The 15,328-nt window shown below is 72.6% G+C and carries 13 protein-coding genes; 6 read left to right on the forward strand and 7 right to left on the reverse strand.

Annotated features, from left to right (window positions below):
• Positions 1-265: 265 nt before the first annotated feature.
• From Sm713_RS14215 to Sm713_RS14235, 5 genes are all read right to left on the reverse strand, one after another.
• The gene (locus Sm713_RS14215) at positions 266-1,309 is read right to left on the reverse strand and encodes an ABC transporter substrate-binding protein (RefSeq protein ID WP_212909991.1); all 1,044 of its coding nucleotides are present in this window, start codon (positions 1,307-1,309) and stop codon (positions 266-268) included.
• 331 nt (positions 1,310-1,640) lie between these two features.
• Positions 1,641-2,801: an acyl-CoA dehydrogenase family protein gene (locus Sm713_RS14220; RefSeq protein ID WP_212911998.1), complete on the reverse strand. Its 1,161-nt coding sequence runs from the start codon at positions 2,799-2,801 to the stop codon at positions 1,641-1,643.
• A gap of 22 nt (positions 2,802-2,823) precedes the next feature.
• The gene (locus Sm713_RS14225) at positions 2,824-3,846 is read right to left on the reverse strand and encodes a hydroxymethylglutaryl-CoA lyase (protein ID WP_212911999.1); all 1,023 of its coding nucleotides are present in this window, start codon (positions 3,844-3,846) and stop codon (positions 2,824-2,826) included.
• A gap of 110 nt (positions 3,847-3,956) precedes the next feature.
• Complete coding sequence (locus tag Sm713_RS14230) at positions 3,957-6,044, reverse strand: biotin carboxylase N-terminal domain-containing protein (protein WP_212912000.1); 2,088 nt, start codon at positions 6,042-6,044, stop codon at positions 3,957-3,959.
• Between the two features lie 255 nt (positions 6,045-6,299).
• The gene (locus Sm713_RS14235) at positions 6,300-7,922 is read right to left on the reverse strand and encodes a carboxyl transferase domain-containing protein (RefSeq protein ID WP_212909992.1); all 1,623 of its coding nucleotides are present in this window, start codon (positions 7,920-7,922) and stop codon (positions 6,300-6,302) included.
• A 194-nt stretch (positions 7,923-8,116) separates the two neighbouring features.
• Between Sm713_RS14235 and Sm713_RS14240 the strand changes: the two genes are divergently transcribed.
• The 3 genes from Sm713_RS14240 to tesB all read left to right on the forward strand — a co-directional run bounded on the left by Sm713_RS14240 (position 8,117) and on the right by tesB (position 11,132).
• Positions 8,117-8,707, forward strand: coding sequence for a TetR/AcrR family transcriptional regulator (locus Sm713_RS14240; protein ID WP_212909993.1), 591 nt, complete (start codon positions 8,117-8,119; stop codon positions 8,705-8,707).
• A gap of 181 nt (positions 8,708-8,888) precedes the next feature.
• Entirely contained in the window at positions 8,889-10,046 is a 1,158-nt protein-coding gene (locus Sm713_RS14245; RefSeq protein ID WP_212909994.1) for an acyl-CoA dehydrogenase family protein, read from the forward strand.
• Between the two features lie 213 nt (positions 10,047-10,259).
• Positions 10,260-11,132, forward strand: coding sequence for an acyl-CoA thioesterase II (tesB, locus tag Sm713_RS14250; protein ID WP_212909995.1), 873 nt, complete (start codon positions 10,260-10,262; stop codon positions 11,130-11,132).
• 45 nt (positions 11,133-11,177) lie between these two features.
• Here tesB and Sm713_RS14255 read toward each other — a convergent pair whose 3' ends face one another.
• Positions 11,178-11,975 (reverse strand): phosphatase, encoded by a 798-nt coding sequence (locus tag Sm713_RS14255; RefSeq protein WP_212909996.1) that lies wholly within the window; start codon positions 11,973-11,975, stop codon positions 11,178-11,180.
• A gap of 92 nt (positions 11,976-12,067) precedes the next feature.
• Positions 12,068-12,631, reverse strand: a complete 564-nt coding sequence (locus Sm713_RS14260; protein WP_308293164.1) for an ATP-binding protein — start codon at positions 12,629-12,631, stop codon at positions 12,068-12,070.
• Between the two features lie 120 nt (positions 12,632-12,751).
• Between Sm713_RS14260 and Sm713_RS14265 the strand changes: the two genes are divergently transcribed.
• From Sm713_RS14265 to Sm713_RS14275, 3 genes are all read left to right on the forward strand, one after another.
• Positions 12,752-13,510, forward strand: a complete 759-nt coding sequence (locus Sm713_RS14265) for a GntR family transcriptional regulator (RefSeq protein WP_212909997.1) — start codon at positions 12,752-12,754, stop codon at positions 13,508-13,510.
• Positions 13,500-13,706 carry a hypothetical protein gene (locus tag Sm713_RS14270; protein WP_212909998.1) on the forward strand — a complete coding sequence of 69 codons (207 nt, stop codon included), beginning with the start codon at positions 13,500-13,502 and terminating at the stop codon, positions 13,704-13,706. The genes Sm713_RS14265 and Sm713_RS14270 overlap by 11 nt, the downstream gene beginning before the upstream one ends.
• A 161-nt stretch (positions 13,707-13,867) precedes the next feature.
• A complete protein-coding gene (locus Sm713_RS14275) occupies positions 13,868-15,004 on the forward strand; it encodes a beta-propeller fold lactonase family protein (protein WP_212909999.1) in 1,137 nt (378 codons plus the stop codon).
• The last annotated feature ends 324 nt before the right edge of the window (positions 15,005-15,328 follow it).

Raw genomic sequence — 15,328 nt, forward strand, 5'->3', positions numbered from 1 at the left:
GTCGGCTCGCAGCACGCCGCGCCCGCGGCGCCGCGGCAGGGTATGGGGGTGTTGCCGGCGGGCGGGTTCTGAAAGGGGGCCGTGGGCCGGGCCCGGAACGGCCGGACCTTGGCGGGGGCAGAGCCCTGGGGTGAGGTCTGGGGGCGGGGCACGGGGCCGGCGCGAGGTGTCCCGGAGGGGGCGCCCCTGGCGCGGGGCGGCCGAGGGTGGGGCCGTGAGGCCCGGCGCTAGCTCACCGCGCCCTCCGCAGTCACCCTGCCTCCGCTCAGCTCACCTTCTTGGCCTTCTCGATGGCCGACGCCAGATCGTTCAGGATCGGGGCGCATTTGCTGTAGGAGTAGATGGGCTCGGTCACCCGGGGGATGACCTGGCCCGCGGCGACGGCGGGGAGCTTCCGCCAGGTCGGCTTGGAGGTGTCCAGCGTCGCGGGCTGGAGCGCCGAGCTACGGTTGTCGATCATGATGAGGTCGGCGGGGTACTTGTCGACGTTCTCCCAGCTGAGGTTCTCGTACCAGCCGCCGGTCGACTTCTTCGCCGACTCCGGCGGCTCCACGAAGTTCACGCCGAGGGACTTGAAGTACTCCAGGTCGGCGGAGAGGTGGGAGCCGGAGACGTAGAAGATGTCCTGGCTGGCCGAGCCCACCAGGACCTTGATCTCCGGCCTGGCCTTCGCCGTCTTGCGCAGCCGGGCCGAGGCGTCCTCGAAGCTCTTCCTGGCGTCGGTCACCTTCTTCGCGCCGGTGTCGGCGCCGAGCGCCCCCGCGAGGGCGAGCAGGCGCTCCAGCGGCTTGGTCATCGGCCGGTCGTAGACGCTGATGCCCACGCTGGGCGCCAGCTTCAGGATCTTGTCCTTGGACTCCTCGGGGACGTACCAGAGGGTGCCCGAGTTGTCGAACATCGTGGAGACGAGCAGGTCGGGGGCGAGGGACGCGTACTTCTCCAGGTTGAACTGGCCCCACTCGTTGCCGAGTATGCTCACCTTGTCGACGTCCAGGTCGCCGGCCTGCACGTCGGGCCCCCCGGACTTGGTCTTCGTGGGCCCGAAGACGCCCTTGACCGCTATGCCGTAGTCGTGGAGCGCGGCGGCGACGCCGGTGAAGGCCACGATGTTCTTCGGGCGGCCGTCGGCCTTCACGTGGGTGCCGCGGTCGTCGGTGAAACTCCAGGGGCCGCCCGCCCCGCTCTTGCCACCGGTTTCCCCGTCCGACCCGCCGCTGCCGCATGCGGCGAGGAGGGCGCCGGCTCCAAGTGCGCCGCCCGCGGCGAGAATCCCGCGACGGGAGGGATGGGGGACACGATCGAGGGTCATGACGGCTGCTTTCGTGACGGGGCGTACGGGGCTGGTGGATCGCCGGTGCAGTGCTTAGGTTAGGTTAACCTAACCTAAGCGGATGTCCAGAACCCGGGGTCGTCGAAGCGGTTTGCGAGCGACGGCCTCCCCTCGTCGGGGCTGTGCCCCGGCCGACCCAGGGGCGCGGGGAACTGCGCGAGCAACCACCACCCGCTGGTGGTCCGGACACGACAGAACCAGCCCCCTCGGGACGGTGGCGACCTGACGGTCACGTCGTGGCTGGTCGCGCAGTTCCCCGCGCCCCTATCCGGGACCGGGGTTGGTCCTCACCGGGAGGGCACCCGAAAGCTCAGCTCGTGAGCCCGAGCTCGCGAGCGATCAGCATGCGCTGCACCTCGCTCGTACCCTCACCGATCTCCAGGATCTTCGCGTCCCGCCACATCCGGGCGACCGGATACTCGTTCATGAAGCCGTAACCGCCGTGGATCTGCGTGGCGTCGCGGGCGTTGTCCACGGCGACGGTGGACGAGTACAGCTTGGCGAGCGCCGCCTCCTTCTTGAACGGCTCGCCGCTGACCAGCCGGGACGCCGCGTCCCGCCAGGCGAGCCGCGCGGTGTGGGCCTTCATCTCCATGTCGGCGATCTTGAACTGGATGGCCTGGTAGGCGCCGATGTTCCGGCCGAAGGCGTGCCGCTCCTGGGCGTACTTCACCGACTCGTCGACGCAGCCCTGCGCCAGGCCGGTGGCCAGCGCCGCGATGGCGACCCGGCCCTCGTCCAGGATGCGCAGGAACTGCGCGTACCCGCGGCCCTCCTCGCCGAGCATGTTCGCCGCCGGCACGCGCACGTCCGCGAACGACAGCTCGCGGGTGTCCGAGGCGTTCCAGCCCACCTTCGAGTACGGGGCTGCGACCGTGAAGCCGGGCGTGCCGGAGGGCACGATGAACGACGAGATCCGCGGGCTGCCGTCCTCCTTGCGGCCGGTGACCGCGGTGACCGTGACCAGGCCGGTGATGTCGGTGCCCGAGTTGGTGATGAAGCACTTGGTGCCGTTGATCACCCACTCGTCGGTGCCCTCGTCGAGGACGGCGGTCGTGCGGGTCGCTCCGGCGTCGGAGCCGCCGTCCGGCTCGGTCAGGCCGAACGCGCCCAGCATCTCGCCGGAGCACAGCCGCGTCAGCCACGTGCGCTTCTGCTCCTGAGTGCCGAACAGGTGGATCGGCATCGCGCCCAGGGAGACCCCCGCCTCCAGGGTGATCGCCACCGAGGAGTCCACCCGGGCCAGCTCCTCCAGGACGATGCCGAGCGCCAGGTAGTCGCCGCCCATGCCGCCGTACTCCTCGGGGAAGGGCAGCCCGAAGAGGCCCATGCGGCCCATCTCGCGGACGATCTCGTACGGGAACTCGTGCCGCTCGTAGAAGTCGCCGATCTTCGGCGCCACGACGTCGTGGGCGAACTCGGCCACGGTCCGGCGGAGTTCTTCGTGTTCCGGGGAGAGCCGGTGGTCAATGGTCATGACGGGAACTCCTTGGTTAGGTCCGCGCGGACGGGACCGCGGTTGCCCCGGTGAGGGCCCGTACGGTGCGGGACGGGCTGGGCCGCCCCAAGTGCTGTGCCAGCCAGACGCTGGTGGCGGTGAGCCGGTCCAGATCGACGCCGGTCTCGATACCGAGGCCGTCCAGCATCCACACGAGGTCTTCGGTGGCGAGGTTGCCGGTGGCGCTCTTCGCGTAGGGGCAGCCGCCGAGGCCGCCCGCCGAGGCGTCGACGGTGGTGACGCCGTGTTCGAGGGCGGCCAGGGTGTTGGCGAGCGCCTGGCCGTAGGTGTCGTGGAAGTGCACGCCCAGCACCTCGGTGGGGACGCCGGCGTCGTTCAGCGCGGTGAGCAGGGCGCGCACATGGCCCGGGGTGGCCACGCCGATGGTGTCGCCGAGGCTCAGCTCGTCGCAGCCCATGTCCACCAGGGCCCGGCAGACCCGGACCACCTGGGCCACGGGGACGGGGCCCTCCCACGGGTCGCCGAAGCACATGGAGAGGTAGCCGCGGACGTGGGCGGTGCCCGCGGTGCCGGTGGACGGGCCGGTGGGTCCGCCGGCGCCGGCGCCCGGGGTGTCGTCGGCGGAGTCCCCTTGGGCGGCCGCTTCCTTGGCCTGGGCGACGACCTTGGCGAACACCTCCAGGGACTCGTCCACCGAGCGGTTGAGGTTGGCGCGGGCGAACGACTCCGTGGCGCTGGCGAACACGGCGAGCCGCCGGGCACCCAGCGCGCGGGCCCGCTCCAGGCCGCGCAGGTTGGGCACCAGCACCGGCAGGTCCACCCCGGGGAGGTCGCCGACCAGCGGGAAGAGCTGCTCGGCGTCGGCGAGCTGGGGCACCCACTTGGGGTGCACGAAGCTGGTGGCCTCGATGGTGGTGAGGCCGGCTGCGGCGAGCCGGCGGATGAACTCGGCCTTCACCTGCGTCGGCACCGTGGCGCTCTCGTTCTGCAGGCCGTCACGGGCGCCGACCTCGTGGATCCGCACCCGGGTGGGCAGCCCGGGCGCCGGGACGGCCATCGGCAGCCCGGCGGTGCGCGTGACGCCCACCGCCGTGCCCGTCCGGCCGGGGCCGTTCTCCGATTCCGCGCCGCCAGCCGCCGCGCCGGTGCCCGTCGTGATGCCGTCCGTCATGACACCGCCTCCTCGTTCGTCGCCGGGCCGGACCCGTCGCCGTCGCTGGATCCGTCGCCGTCGCCGCCCCCGGGGGCGACCGCCGCGCCGGGCCCGCCGGACCCTGTGGCGCCGCCCGTCGCCGGGTCGCCGTCCTCCTCGGGGACGATCACCGCCAGGATCTGGTCCATGGCGACCGTGCTGCCCGGGGTGACGTCCAGTTCGGTGACCGTGCCGGCGCCCGGGGCCGAGATGACGTGCTCCATCTTCATCGCCTCCACCACCAGCAGGCTCTGGCCCGCCACCACCTGGTCGCCGACGGCGGCCTTGACGACCGTGACCGTCCCGGGCATGGGGGCGGTCAGCGAGTCGGCACCGGCCCGGGCGGCGCCCGCGAGCGCGGCGGCCACCGGGTCATGGTCCTCGACGAGCCACGCGTCGCCGTCGCGGCCCAGCCAGTCGCCGGCGCGGTCGAACGTGTACTGGATCCCGCCGACCGCGACCATGACCCGGTCCGGCGTGACGGTGTGCCCGCTCGCCGGTCCTGGACGGTGCACCACGGGCTCGTGGCCCGGCACCTTCAGGGGGAACTCCACCGGCGCCGGCGTCCCGCCGAGCCGCCAGCCGCTCGGCACCGCGAACGGGTCCCGCCAGCCGGACGCGTCGGCCTCGGGCTGGAGGGCCGCGAGCCGCACCGCGGCCGCCGCCTCGTACACCTCGTCCGGCACGGACAGGGGCACCAGGGCGTCCAGCTCCCGCTCGACCAGGCCGGTGTCCAGGTCGCCCGCCACCACCGCGGGGTGCGCGAGCAGCCGGCGCAGGAAGCCGGTGTTGACGGGCACGCCCAGGGTCACGGTGCCGGCGAGTGCGGCACGCAGCCGGCGCAGGGCCGTCGGGCGGTCGGGGCCGTACGCGATCACCTTCGCCAGCATCGGGTCGTACCGGCTGCCGACCTCGGTGCCCTCGCTGAGGCCGGAGTCCGTGCGCACGCCGTCGCCGGAGGGCTCGCGCAGGGCGAGGACCGTGCCTCCCGAGGGCAGGAAGCCGCGGGCGCCCTCCTTGACGGAGACGGTCTCGGCGCAGATCCGGGCCTCCATGGCGTGCCCGGTGAGCGTGATGTCCCCCTGCTCGGCTGCCAGGGGCTCGCCCGCCGCGATCCTGAGCTGCCACTCGACCAGGTCCAGGCCGGTGACCAGCTCGGTGACGGGGTGCTCCACCTGGAGGCGGGTGTTCATCTCCATGAAGAAGTACGCCCCCGGGTCGGTGCCCGGCACGATGAACTCGACCGTGCCCGCGCCGCGGTACCCGCACGAGCGCGCCGCCTGCACGGCCGCCTCGCCCATCGCCGCGCGGGTCGCCGGATCGAGCAGCACGCTGGGCGCCTCCTCGATCAGCTTCTGGTGCCTGCGCTGGAGGGAGCACTCGCGCTCGCCCAGGTGGATCACCCGGCCCTGGCCGTCCGCGAGGACCTGGATCTCGATGTGCCGGGGGCTGTCGATCCAGCGCTCCACGAGGAGGGTGTCGTCGCCGAAGGACGCCAGGGCCTCGCGGCGGGCGGCGGCGATCTCGTCGGCCAGCAGCGCGGGGTCGCGCACCAGGCGCATGCCCTTGCCGCCGCCTCCCGCGGACGGCTTCAGCAGCACCGGCAGTCCCGTCTCGCGGGCCGCCTCCGCCAGCTCGGCGTCGCTGAGCCCGGTGCCCGAGGAGCCCGGCACCACGGGCACCCCCGCGGCGCGCACCGTCTCCTTGGCGCGGATCTTGTCGCCCATCAGGGCGATGGCGTCGGCGGGCGGGCCGATGAAGACCAGGCCGGCCTCCGTGCACGCGCGCGCGAAGGCGGCGTTCTCCGCGAGGAATCCGTAGCCGGGGTGGACCGCCTGGGCGCCGCTCCGCGCGGCGGCCGCCAGCAGGTTCTCCGTCGACAGGTAGCTTTCCGCGGCGGGCGCGGGGCCGATGCGGACCGCGGTGTCGGCCTCGCGCACGTGCCGTGCGGTGGCGTCGGCGTCGCTGTAGACGGCGACGGAGCGGATGCCGAGCGCACGGAGCGTGCGGATGATGCGGACGGCGATCTCGCCTCTGTTGGCCACCAGGACCGTGTCGAACATGGCGGGGGCGGGGCCCCCGGGTCCCGCCTCCTGTGCCGGCGCCCCCTCCGTGGTCATCTTTGTCTCCGTCCTCGTCTTCCTTGTCTCCGACGGCCGCCCCTGCGGGGCGGGCTGATCTCCGTCCGGGAGGGGTGGTTGCTGCTGTGTCCGGACCACCTGTTCGTGGAGCGTTGCTCGCGCAGTTCCCCGCGCCCCTTCCGGTGCGCTCTTGGCGTCCGCAGTGCCCTCTGGTGTGGTCGTCATGGTGTCCGCCCCTCACATCCGGAACACGCCGAAACCGGCGGCCTTCTGAGGCAGTGGGGCGTGGGCGCAGGCCGTGAGGGCGAGGGCGAGGGTCTGGCGGGTTTCCAACGGGTCGATCACGCCGTCGTCCCAGAGGCGGGCGGTGGCGTAGTAGGCGTTGCCCTGGGTCTCGTACTGCTCGCGGATCGGGGCCTTGAACGACGCCTCGTCCTCGGCGGACCACTCCTCGCCGCGGCCCTCCATCTGGTCGCGCCGGACCGTGGCCAGCACCGAGGCGGCCTGCTCGCCGCCCATCACGGAGATCTTGGCGTTGGGCCACATCCACAGGAAGCGGGGGCCGTAGGCCCGGCCGCACATCGAGTAGTTCCCCGCGCCGTACGAACCGCCTATGACGACCGTCAGCTTGGGAACCCTGGTGCACGCCACGGCCGTGACCATCTTGGCGCCGTGCTTGGCGATGCCGCCCGCCTCGTAGTCGCGGCCGACCATGAAGCCGGAGATGTTCTGGAGGAAGAGCAGGGGGATGCCGCGCTGGTCGCACAGCTCGATGAAGTGGGCGCCCTTCTGGGCGGACTCGGAGAACAGGATGCCGTTGTTCGCGACGATGCCGACCGGGTGGCCGTGGATCCTGGCGAAGCCCGTCACCAGGGTCTGCCCGTACTCGGCCTTGAACTCCGCGAACCGCGAGGCGTCCACCACGCGCGCGATGACCTCGCGCACGTCATAGGGCGTGCGGGAGTCGGCCGGGACCGCGCCGTACAGCCCGAACGGGTCCACCTTGGGCTCCTCGGCGGGCTCCACCTTCCACGGGAACGCGGGGGGCTCGGGGAGGGTGGAGACGATCGTACGCACGATGCGCAGCGCGTGGGCGTCGTCCTCGGCGAGGTGGTCCGTGACGCCCGAGACGCGGGAGTGCACCTCGCCGCCGCCCAGCTCCTCGGCCGTCACCACCTCGCCCGTGGCCGCCTTCACCAGCGGGGGACCGCCCAGGAAGATGGTGCCCTGGCCGCGCACGATCACCGCCTCGTCGCTCATCGCGGGCACGTAGGCGCCGCCCGCCGTGCAGGAGCCGAGGACGGCGGCGATCTGGGGGATGCCGGCGCCGGACATCCGGGCCTGGTTGTAGAAGATGCGGCCGAAGTGCTCGCGGTCCGGGAAGACCTCGTCCTGCATGGGCAGGAAGGCGCCGCCCGAGTCGACCAGGTACAGGCAGGGCAGCCGGTTCTCCAGCGCGACCTCCTGGGCGCGCAGGTGCTTCTTCACCGTCATCGGGTAGTAGGTGCCGCCCTTGACCGTGGCGTCGTTGGCGACGATGACGCAGGCCCGGCCCGAGACCCGGCCGATGCCGGCGATCACGCCGGCCGCCGGTGCCGCTCCGTCGTACATGTCCTCGGCCGCCAGCGGTGCCAGCTCCAGGAAGGGGGAGCCCGCATCCAGGAGGGCGTCCACGCGGTCCCGGGGCAGCAGCTTGCCGCGCGCCACATGGCGGGCCCTCGCCCGCTCGCCGCCGCCTTCGCGGGCCGCCGCGAGCCGGGTGCGCAGCTCGTCGGCGAGCGCGCGGTGCGCCGCCTCGTTGGCCCGCCAGGCCGCCGAGGCCGGATCGGCGGTGCTCGTGAGCACCGGTGCCTGCTGCATCTGTGCGCCCCCTTGCCCTGCTGCCGGCCCCGCCACCTGGCCCGGCCGCCCGCCGCCGCCCCGGGGTCGCCGGGCACGGCCGCACGGGGCGGCCGGTGGCCGCGGAGGACCGGCGCCGTACGGATATGTTAATGAGCGTTAACCTGCTGCCTCCAGGTTAACGAGCGCTAACCGTCCTGTCTAGAATTGCCGGCATGACCACCAGGACCGACGCGCCCTCCCGGCGCGACCAGATCCTCAAGGAGGCCGCGCGCCTCTTCGCCGAGCGGGGCTTCCACGGCGTAGGCGTCGATGAGATAGGCGCCGCCGTCGGCATCAGCGGTCCGGGTCTCTACCGGCACTTCGCGGGCAAGGACGCCATGCTCGCCGAGCTGCTGGTGGGCATCAGCGGGCAGCTGCTGACAGGCGGCAAGCGCCGGGTGGCCGACGCGGGCGGCGGGCCGCACGCGGTCCTGGACTCGCTCATCGAGGGCCACATCGACTTCGCGATCGACGACCGCCCGCTGATCACCCTGCACGACCGCGAGCTGGACCGGCTCCGGGACAGCGACCGCAAGCTGGTCCGCCAGCTCCAGCGGCAGTACGTCGAGTTGTGGGTGGAGGTGGTCCGCCGGGCGTACCCCCGGCTCGCCGAGCCGGAGGCACGCGCGTGCGTGCACGCCGTCTTCGGACTGCTGAACTCCACCCCGCACCTCAGCGGTCCCGGCACGCTGCCGGGCCGCGGGGAGACGGCCGCGCTGCTGCACCGGCTCGCGCGGGGCGCGTTCGAGGGGGCGGCGGAGTAGTGGCGGGGGCGGCGGGCTGGGCCGGTGCGCCGGCTCGCGCGAACGCCCCGCCCGAGGCGGCGGGTCCCCGGGCAGTGACCGGGATCTCCCTGGACGCTCCATGCGACTGGCGGGTAACCTTGCCTGAGCAAGCGCTTAGTCCGGTGACAGGGGCCGCAGGGCCCGGCAGAGGGAGTTCTCCGTGCGCCGAACCGTCTACAACGAGGACCACGAGGCCTTCCGGGACACCATCCGTGCCTTCGTCGAGGCCGAGGTCGTGCCCGTCTACGACGAGTGGCTGGCGGCGGGCCAGGTCCCGCGCGAGTTCTACTACAAGCTCGGGGAGCTCGGCATCTTCGGCATCGAGGTGCCCGAGGAGTACGGCGGCGCCGGCGAGGAGTCCTTCAAGTTCCAGGCGGTGATCTCCGAGGAGTGCGCCCGTGCGGGCGTCTCGTTCGGCGGCTCCGGCGTCCATGTGGCGCTCTGCCTGCCCTACCTGAAGGCGTACGCCACCGACGAGCAGAAGAAGCGCTGGCTGCCGGGCCTGGTGAGCGGCGAGACGATGTTCGCCATCGCCATGACGGAGCCCGGCACCGGCTCCGACCTGGCCGGCATGAAGACCACCGCGAAGCTCTCCGAGGACGGCACCCACTACGTCCTCAACGGCGCCAAGACCTTCATCACCGGCGGCGTGCACGCCGACCGCGTCATCGTCTGCGCCCGCACCGCGCCGCCGACCGAGCAGGACCGCCGCTTCGGCATCTCGCTGCTCGTCGTCGACACCGCGTCCGAGGGGTACGCGGTCGGCCGCAAGCTCGACAAGCTGGGCCTGAAGACGTCCGACACCGCCGAGCTGTCCTTCACCGACGTGAAGGTGCCCGTCGAGGACCTGCTCGGCGAGGAGAACAAGGGCTTCTCCTACCTCGGCCAGAACCTCCCCCAGGAGCGCCTCGGCATCGCCGCCGGCGCCTACGCCCAGGCGAAGGCCGCCGTCCGGTTCGCCCAGCAGTACGTGGAGGAGCGCACCGTCTTCGGCAAGCCCGTCGCGGCCTTCCAGAACACCAAGTTCGAACTGGCCGCGTGCAAGGCCGAGGTGGACGCCGCGGAAGCCGTCGTCGACCGCGCCCTGGAGGCCCACGACGCCGGTGAGCTGACCGCGGCGGAGGCGGCCAGCGCCAAGCTGTTCTGCACCGAGGTCGCGCACCGCGTCATCGACCGCTGCCTCCAGCTGCACGGCGGCTACGGCTACATGAACGAGTACCCGATCGCCCGGCTGTACGCCGACAACCGTGTCAACCGCATCTACGGCGGCACCAGCGAGGTCATGAAGATGATCATCGCCAAGGACATGGGGCTGTAGGCAGGCGAAGGACATGGGGCTGTAGCCGGGCGGAGGCGGCCGCGGGCTGGGCCGCGGCCTGAGGCGACGGCTTGAGTTCGCGGCCCGGACCGCGGCCGGCCTTGCCGCCGTGGCGCAGGGCCGCCAGCATGTGTCCGGGTCCCGTCGGGGCCCGGACGGTCAGGGAGCGAAAGGACGGCGGTGCCCGCTGCGCGGGCGCCGGAGCACCACATCATGCATCCAGCACTCGGTTCCCTGCTCGATCTGCTCGACCTGGAGCGGATCGAGGAGGACATCTTCCGCGGGCAGTCACGGTCCGCCGTCGTCCCGCGGGTCTTCGGCGGGCAGGTCGCCGCGCAGGCCCTGGTGGCCGCCGGCCGGACCGTCCCCGACGACCGCGACGCCCACTCCCTGCACGCCTACTTCCTGCGCGCCGGCGACCCCGGCGCGCCCATCGTCTACACCGTCGACCGGATCCGCGACGGCCGCTCCTTCACCACCCGCCGGGTCGTCGCCGTCCAGCACGGCCAGCCGATCTTCCACCTCTCCGCGTCCTTCCAGACGTACGAGGACGGGCTCGACCACCAGGCCGGCATGCCGGACGCGCCCGACCCCGAGTCACTGCCCACCGCCCAGGAGATGCTGCCGCGGTACGCTGACCGGTTCCTGGCGCCGTCCGTCGTCGACCGGATGCTGGAGGCGCGCGCCGGGGTCGACCTGCGGTACGTGGACCCGCCCCCGTACGCCACGGTGGGCCAGCAGCGCGAGGCGCGCTCCCAGGTGTGGTTCCGCACGGACGGCAAGCTCGCCGACGACCACCTGCTGCACGTCTGCCTCGCCACGTACGTCTCCGACATGACGCTGCTGGACTCGGTCCTGCTGGCGCACGGGCGCGGCGGGTGGACCACCGGCGACGTCGTCGGGGCCTCGCTGGACCACGCGATGTGGTTCCACCGGCCGTTCCGGGCGGACGAGTGGCTGCTGTACGACCAGCAGTCCCCGTCGGCACACGGCGGACGGGGCCTGGGCCAGGCGCGGATCTACACGCAGGACGGGCAGCTCGCGATCACGGTGATCCAGGAAGGGGTCATGCGGGTGCCGCGCTGAGCGGCCGGGGCGGCCCGGGGCCGGGAACCCTGGCGGGTGCGGGTGCTACAGCACGTCCTCCAGCCCCGCCGCGGCCAGCAGGTAGGTCTTCATGGGGTCGTAGTGGCGCGGGCTGGTGACGTGGTCGTCCAGGGGAACGGTGACCTGGAGGGTGCCCTCCGCCTCGCCGATGAAGAGGGCGGGGTCGTTGCAGTCGGCGTAGCCGCAGGAGTCCAGGCCCCGCTGGCCCGCGCAGCCCGCCCAGCCGTGGTCCGCGACCACCAGGTCGGGCAGCGGGCGGCCGAGGCGCTCCAGGCCGTCCAGGACCGCCGTCATGGGGTCGGGGGAGTGGGTGTGCCAGAGCGTGGCGCCGCGCTCCAGCATCGCGACGTCCGCGAACTGGAAGACCATGCCCTCAGCGGTGTGCAGGCCGTCCGGGACCACCATGATCTCGCAGCCGACGGCGCGCAGAGCTGCCGCCGTCGCCCGGTGCACGTCCAGCAGCCCGCCCGGGTGGCCGGTCGCGAACAGCACGCGCTGCCCGTCCTCCGCGGCCTTGCGGAGCCGCCCGGCCAGGCGCTCCAGCGCGTCGACCGTCAGCTCCGGGTCGATGGTGTCCTGGCCGAAGCGGTACTCGAAGTCGTCGTTGACACCGCAGCGCTCCGCCATCACGGCGAGCACGTCCTGCTCGTCGTCCCAGCGCTCGCCCAGTTCCAGGCCCAGCCAGAAGTGCCGGTCGCCGTTCGCGAGCTTGCGGTAGTGGGAGAGGTTGTTCTCGCGCGGGGTGGCGACGTCACCCGCGATGCGGGTGCGCACGAGGTGCTCGATCAGCTCGGCGCGGCTGGGTGTCCCGGGTATCGGCATAGCTCCCATTGTGCAGTCGGTGATGGCCGTACGGGGACGGCGTCCCGAACGCTGGACGGCGCGGGGGCCGGGCGGGCCCCCTTGTGTCACGTTCATGACTCGGCAGGCAGCGGAGCCTCGGCGACGGCCCTGACGCCCTCACCGATTCCGACCTCGGCCGAGACGCCCTTCTCGATCCTCACCTCGGCCCAGACGGCCTTGCCGATGCCGTGCCGACGTGGGCAGCAGCCCCATCGTTCGGCGAGCATCGCCACCAGCCGCAGGCCCCGACCGCCCTCGTCGTCCGCCTCGGCTGCCCGCGGCTGGGGCAGACGGCCGTCGGCGCCCGCCACCTCGACGCGGAGCAATCCGTCGTATCGGGCGAAGCGCACCGCGATCTCCCTGCCGCGCGGCGTGCCGGCGTGCCGGACGGCGTTGGCGACCAGCTCGGAGAGCGGCAGTTCCGCGGTCTCCGCGGGCTCGCCTTTGATCTCCCAGACCGGGAGCCGCTCTCGCAGAAGCGCTCGGGCACGGCCGGCACTGCGGGGCGTTCGGGGCAGGCGCCATTGGATGTCGACGGCATCGGCGTTCGTCGTGCGGGCCTCCGGTGTGGCGGATGTCGCCAGGACATCTCTAGAGATGTTGCGGGTAAAGCGAGAGTGGCGACATCGCGTCAAGCGCCTCTCTAGAGATGTCTCACGTGGGATCCGTACTGGTCAGAAGGTGGATGCCGGCGAACGATCAGGGCGCTTAGGATGACGTGAGATGTCTAGGGATGACGATGAGAGGACTTCCTGATGGCCAGCCAGGGCTCTGGGCGGCAGCCCAAGTACCAGCGCATCGCCGACGAGCTGAAGGCCGCCATCGAAGCCGGTGAGTACGGTCCCGGGGACCGGCTGCCGGGGGAGAACGACCTGATGGCCCGGCATGAGGTGGCCAGGATGACGGTGCGGCAGGCGCTCGGGGTGCTCCAGGCCGAGGGGCTCGTGGAGGCGCGCAAGGGTGCCGGGGTGTTCGTCCGGGAGTTCCGGCCGGTACGGCGGCGCAGCGTGCAGCGGCTCTCCCCGGAGAACTGGAGGGTCGGCAGGTCCCTCTGGGAGACGGACACCGCGGGGCGCGAGCTGGCCGTCGAGGCGGTGTCGGTGGCCGAGGAGGAGCCTCTGGAGGATGTCGCCAGGGCGCTCGGTCTGGAGGAGGGCGGCAGGGTCTGTGTCCGGCGCCGGCGGTTCGTTCTCGACGGGCGGCCGGTCCTCGCCGCCACCTCGTACCTGGACGCGGCGCTCGTGGCCGGCACGGCGATCGCCGACACGGACACCGGGCCCGGCGGCATCTACGCCCGGCTCGACGAGATCGGGCGCGGCCCCGTCCGCTTCCGCGAGGAGGTCCGCTCGCGGATGCCCAGTGCCGGTGAGACGGAGCAGCTTCGGCTGGCCCCCGGTACTCCCGTCGTCCTCGTCCGCCGCACCGCCTTCGCCGACGACGGACGCGCGGTCGAAGTCAACGACATGCTCCTGGACGCCTCTGCCTACATCCTGGAGTACGACTTTGAGGCATGAGACTGCCGACACCGGTAGCTGCCAGACGGGTGAAGAGGCTTCGCCGGAGGCGCGAGGGCTGCGGGCGCTGGAGAGGCTGGCCGAGATGGGCGAGCGCGGTGACTTCGACGTCCTGCTGGACAAGCGGGCCTACCGGCCGCATCCGGTGGTACCGCCTCCCCTTGAGCGCCCGGCCGCCGCCCCCGCCGGCCAGTAGTCCGGTACTCCGTCCCAGCACCAGGAGGCCGACGTCATTTCTCGGTAACACGAGCCCCGGTAAGGACCCGGGCCCCCGCGACACGAATGGTGCGGCGGGGTCATCAGGCCCCGTTCCATACCAGGCGACCTGCGTCGCCGTGCTCGTTAGGGAAACTGATCATGAGACAGCAGTCTGGACCGGTTCTCGCCGGTGCCGCCGTCGCCGCCCTGGCCTCGGTGGCCCTGTTCGCGGCGCCCGCCTCCGCGCACACGCCCCAGCGCACCGGCTCGGCCCCCGTCGCCTCGGCGCGCGGCGTGGTGTTCGTGCAGAACGACGACGTCAAGGGGAACACGGTCGTCGTCTACGACCGGGCCGCCGACGGATCGCTGACGAAGGCCGGCGGCTACGCGACGGGCGGGCTCGGGGGGCAGGAAGAAGGCACCGGGCCCGACCACCTCGCCTCGCAGGGCTCCCTCGCGTACGACAAGGCCCACCGGCGCCTCTACGCGGTCAACGCGGGCAGCGACACGCTCACCGTGTTCGCCGTGCGCGGGGACCGGCTCGTGCGTGAGCAGACCGTGTCCACCGGGGGCTCCTTCCCGGTGAGCGTGGCCGTGCACGGCGGCAGCGTGTACGTGCTGAACGCCCTGGACGGCGGGTCCGTGCAGGGGTACGCGAACGTCGCGGGCCACCTCGTGCGCGTGCCGTCCTGGCACCGTTCGCTGGGCATCCAGGGCGGCGGCACGCCGGGGCAGGTGTCGTTCACGCCCGACGGCTCGAAGCTCGTGGTGGCGGGCAAGGCGAACAACAGCCTGATGGTCTTCCGTGTCGACCCGCTCGGCGCCATCGCGGCCAAGCCGGTCGCCACGACCCTGGCGTCGGGCGGCGTACCGTTCGCGCTGGCCTTCGACGCCGCGGGGCGCGCGGTCGTCGCGGACGCGGCGGCGAACTCCCTGGACACCTTCACCGTGGGCCGCGACGGCTCCCTGACCAAGGTGGACGAGGCCGCGACCGGCCAGAAGGCCACTTGCTGGGTGGTCAGGGACGGCGACTTCTTCTTCACCGGCAACGCGGGCAGCAGCACCATCTCCGGCTTCGAGCAGAGCCACGGGCGGCTGAAGGAGATCGGGAACACCCCGGCCGGCGCCGGCACCGTGGACCTCGCGGCCAGCTCGGACGGCAGGTTCCTCTACGCCCAGACCGGCACCGCGGGCGGCGTGGACGAGTTCCGCGTCCACGCGGACGGCTCGCTCACGAAGGTCGGCTCCGTGACTGTGCCGGACGCCGTCGGCGGCGAGGGCATCGCCGCTTCCTGACCCTCCTTTCCTCCCGGCCCCGGAACCCCCACCCGCTTCCGGCCCGCGAACCCCACCCGCTTCCGGCCTCCGGAACCCCCACCCGCGGGGTCGGGACCAGGGACGTCACCGTGCGCACGAGATGTGCGCGGTGACGTCCCGCATGGCCCTGGCCGGACGCAGGCAGGGGCGCGTGGCACCTGCGACGGCCCCCTCCGTCCCGGTGGCAGCGGCCGTACCTGGTCCTGGGTCCATGGCCGGAAGGCGCTCCGTCCTCGGCTGTGGAATTGTTGCTGAAGGATGAAATCCGCACCGCGCCGCGTTGCCGCCTTCCGGAGACGGCGG

Origin of the sequence: Streptomyces sp. TS71-3, assembly GCF_018327685.1 — a bacterium.
Taxonomy (GTDB): domain Bacteria; phylum Actinomycetota; class Actinomycetes; order Streptomycetales; family Streptomycetaceae; genus Streptomyces.

Excerpts from the sequence above, each read along its gene's own strand:
- tesB (WP_212909995.1), top strand. The coding sequence starts at position 10,260 with ATGCATCCAGCACTCGGTTCCCTGCTCGATCTGCTCGACCTGGAGCGG.
- Sm713_RS14240 (WP_212909993.1), top strand. The coding sequence starts at position 8,117 with ATGACCACCAGGACCGACGCGCCCTCCCGGCGCGACCAGATCCTCAAG.
- Sm713_RS14225 (WP_212911999.1), bottom strand. The coding sequence starts at position 3,846 with ATGGCCGTCCCGGCGCCCGGGCTGCCCACCCGGGTGCGGATCCACGAG.
- Sm713_RS14215 (WP_212909991.1), bottom strand. The coding sequence starts at position 1,309 with ATGACCCTCGATCGTGTCCCCCATCCCTCCCGTCGCGGGATTCTCGCC.
- Sm713_RS14255 (WP_212909996.1), bottom strand. The coding sequence starts at position 11,975 with ATGCCGATACCCGGGACACCCAGCCGCGCCGAGCTGATCGAGCACCTC.
- Sm713_RS14230 (WP_212912000.1), bottom strand. The coding sequence starts at position 6,044 with ATGTTCGACACGGTCCTGGTGGCCAACAGAGGCGAGATCGCCGTCCGC.
- Sm713_RS14275 (WP_212909999.1), top strand. The coding sequence starts at position 13,868 with ATGAGACAGCAGTCTGGACCGGTTCTCGCCGGTGCCGCCGTCGCCGCC.
- Sm713_RS14265 (WP_212909997.1), top strand. The coding sequence starts at position 12,752 with ATGGCCAGCCAGGGCTCTGGGCGGCAGCCCAAGTACCAGCGCATCGCC.
- Sm713_RS14235 (WP_212909992.1), bottom strand. The coding sequence starts at position 7,922 with ATGCAGCAGGCACCGGTGCTCACGAGCACCGCCGATCCGGCCTCGGCG.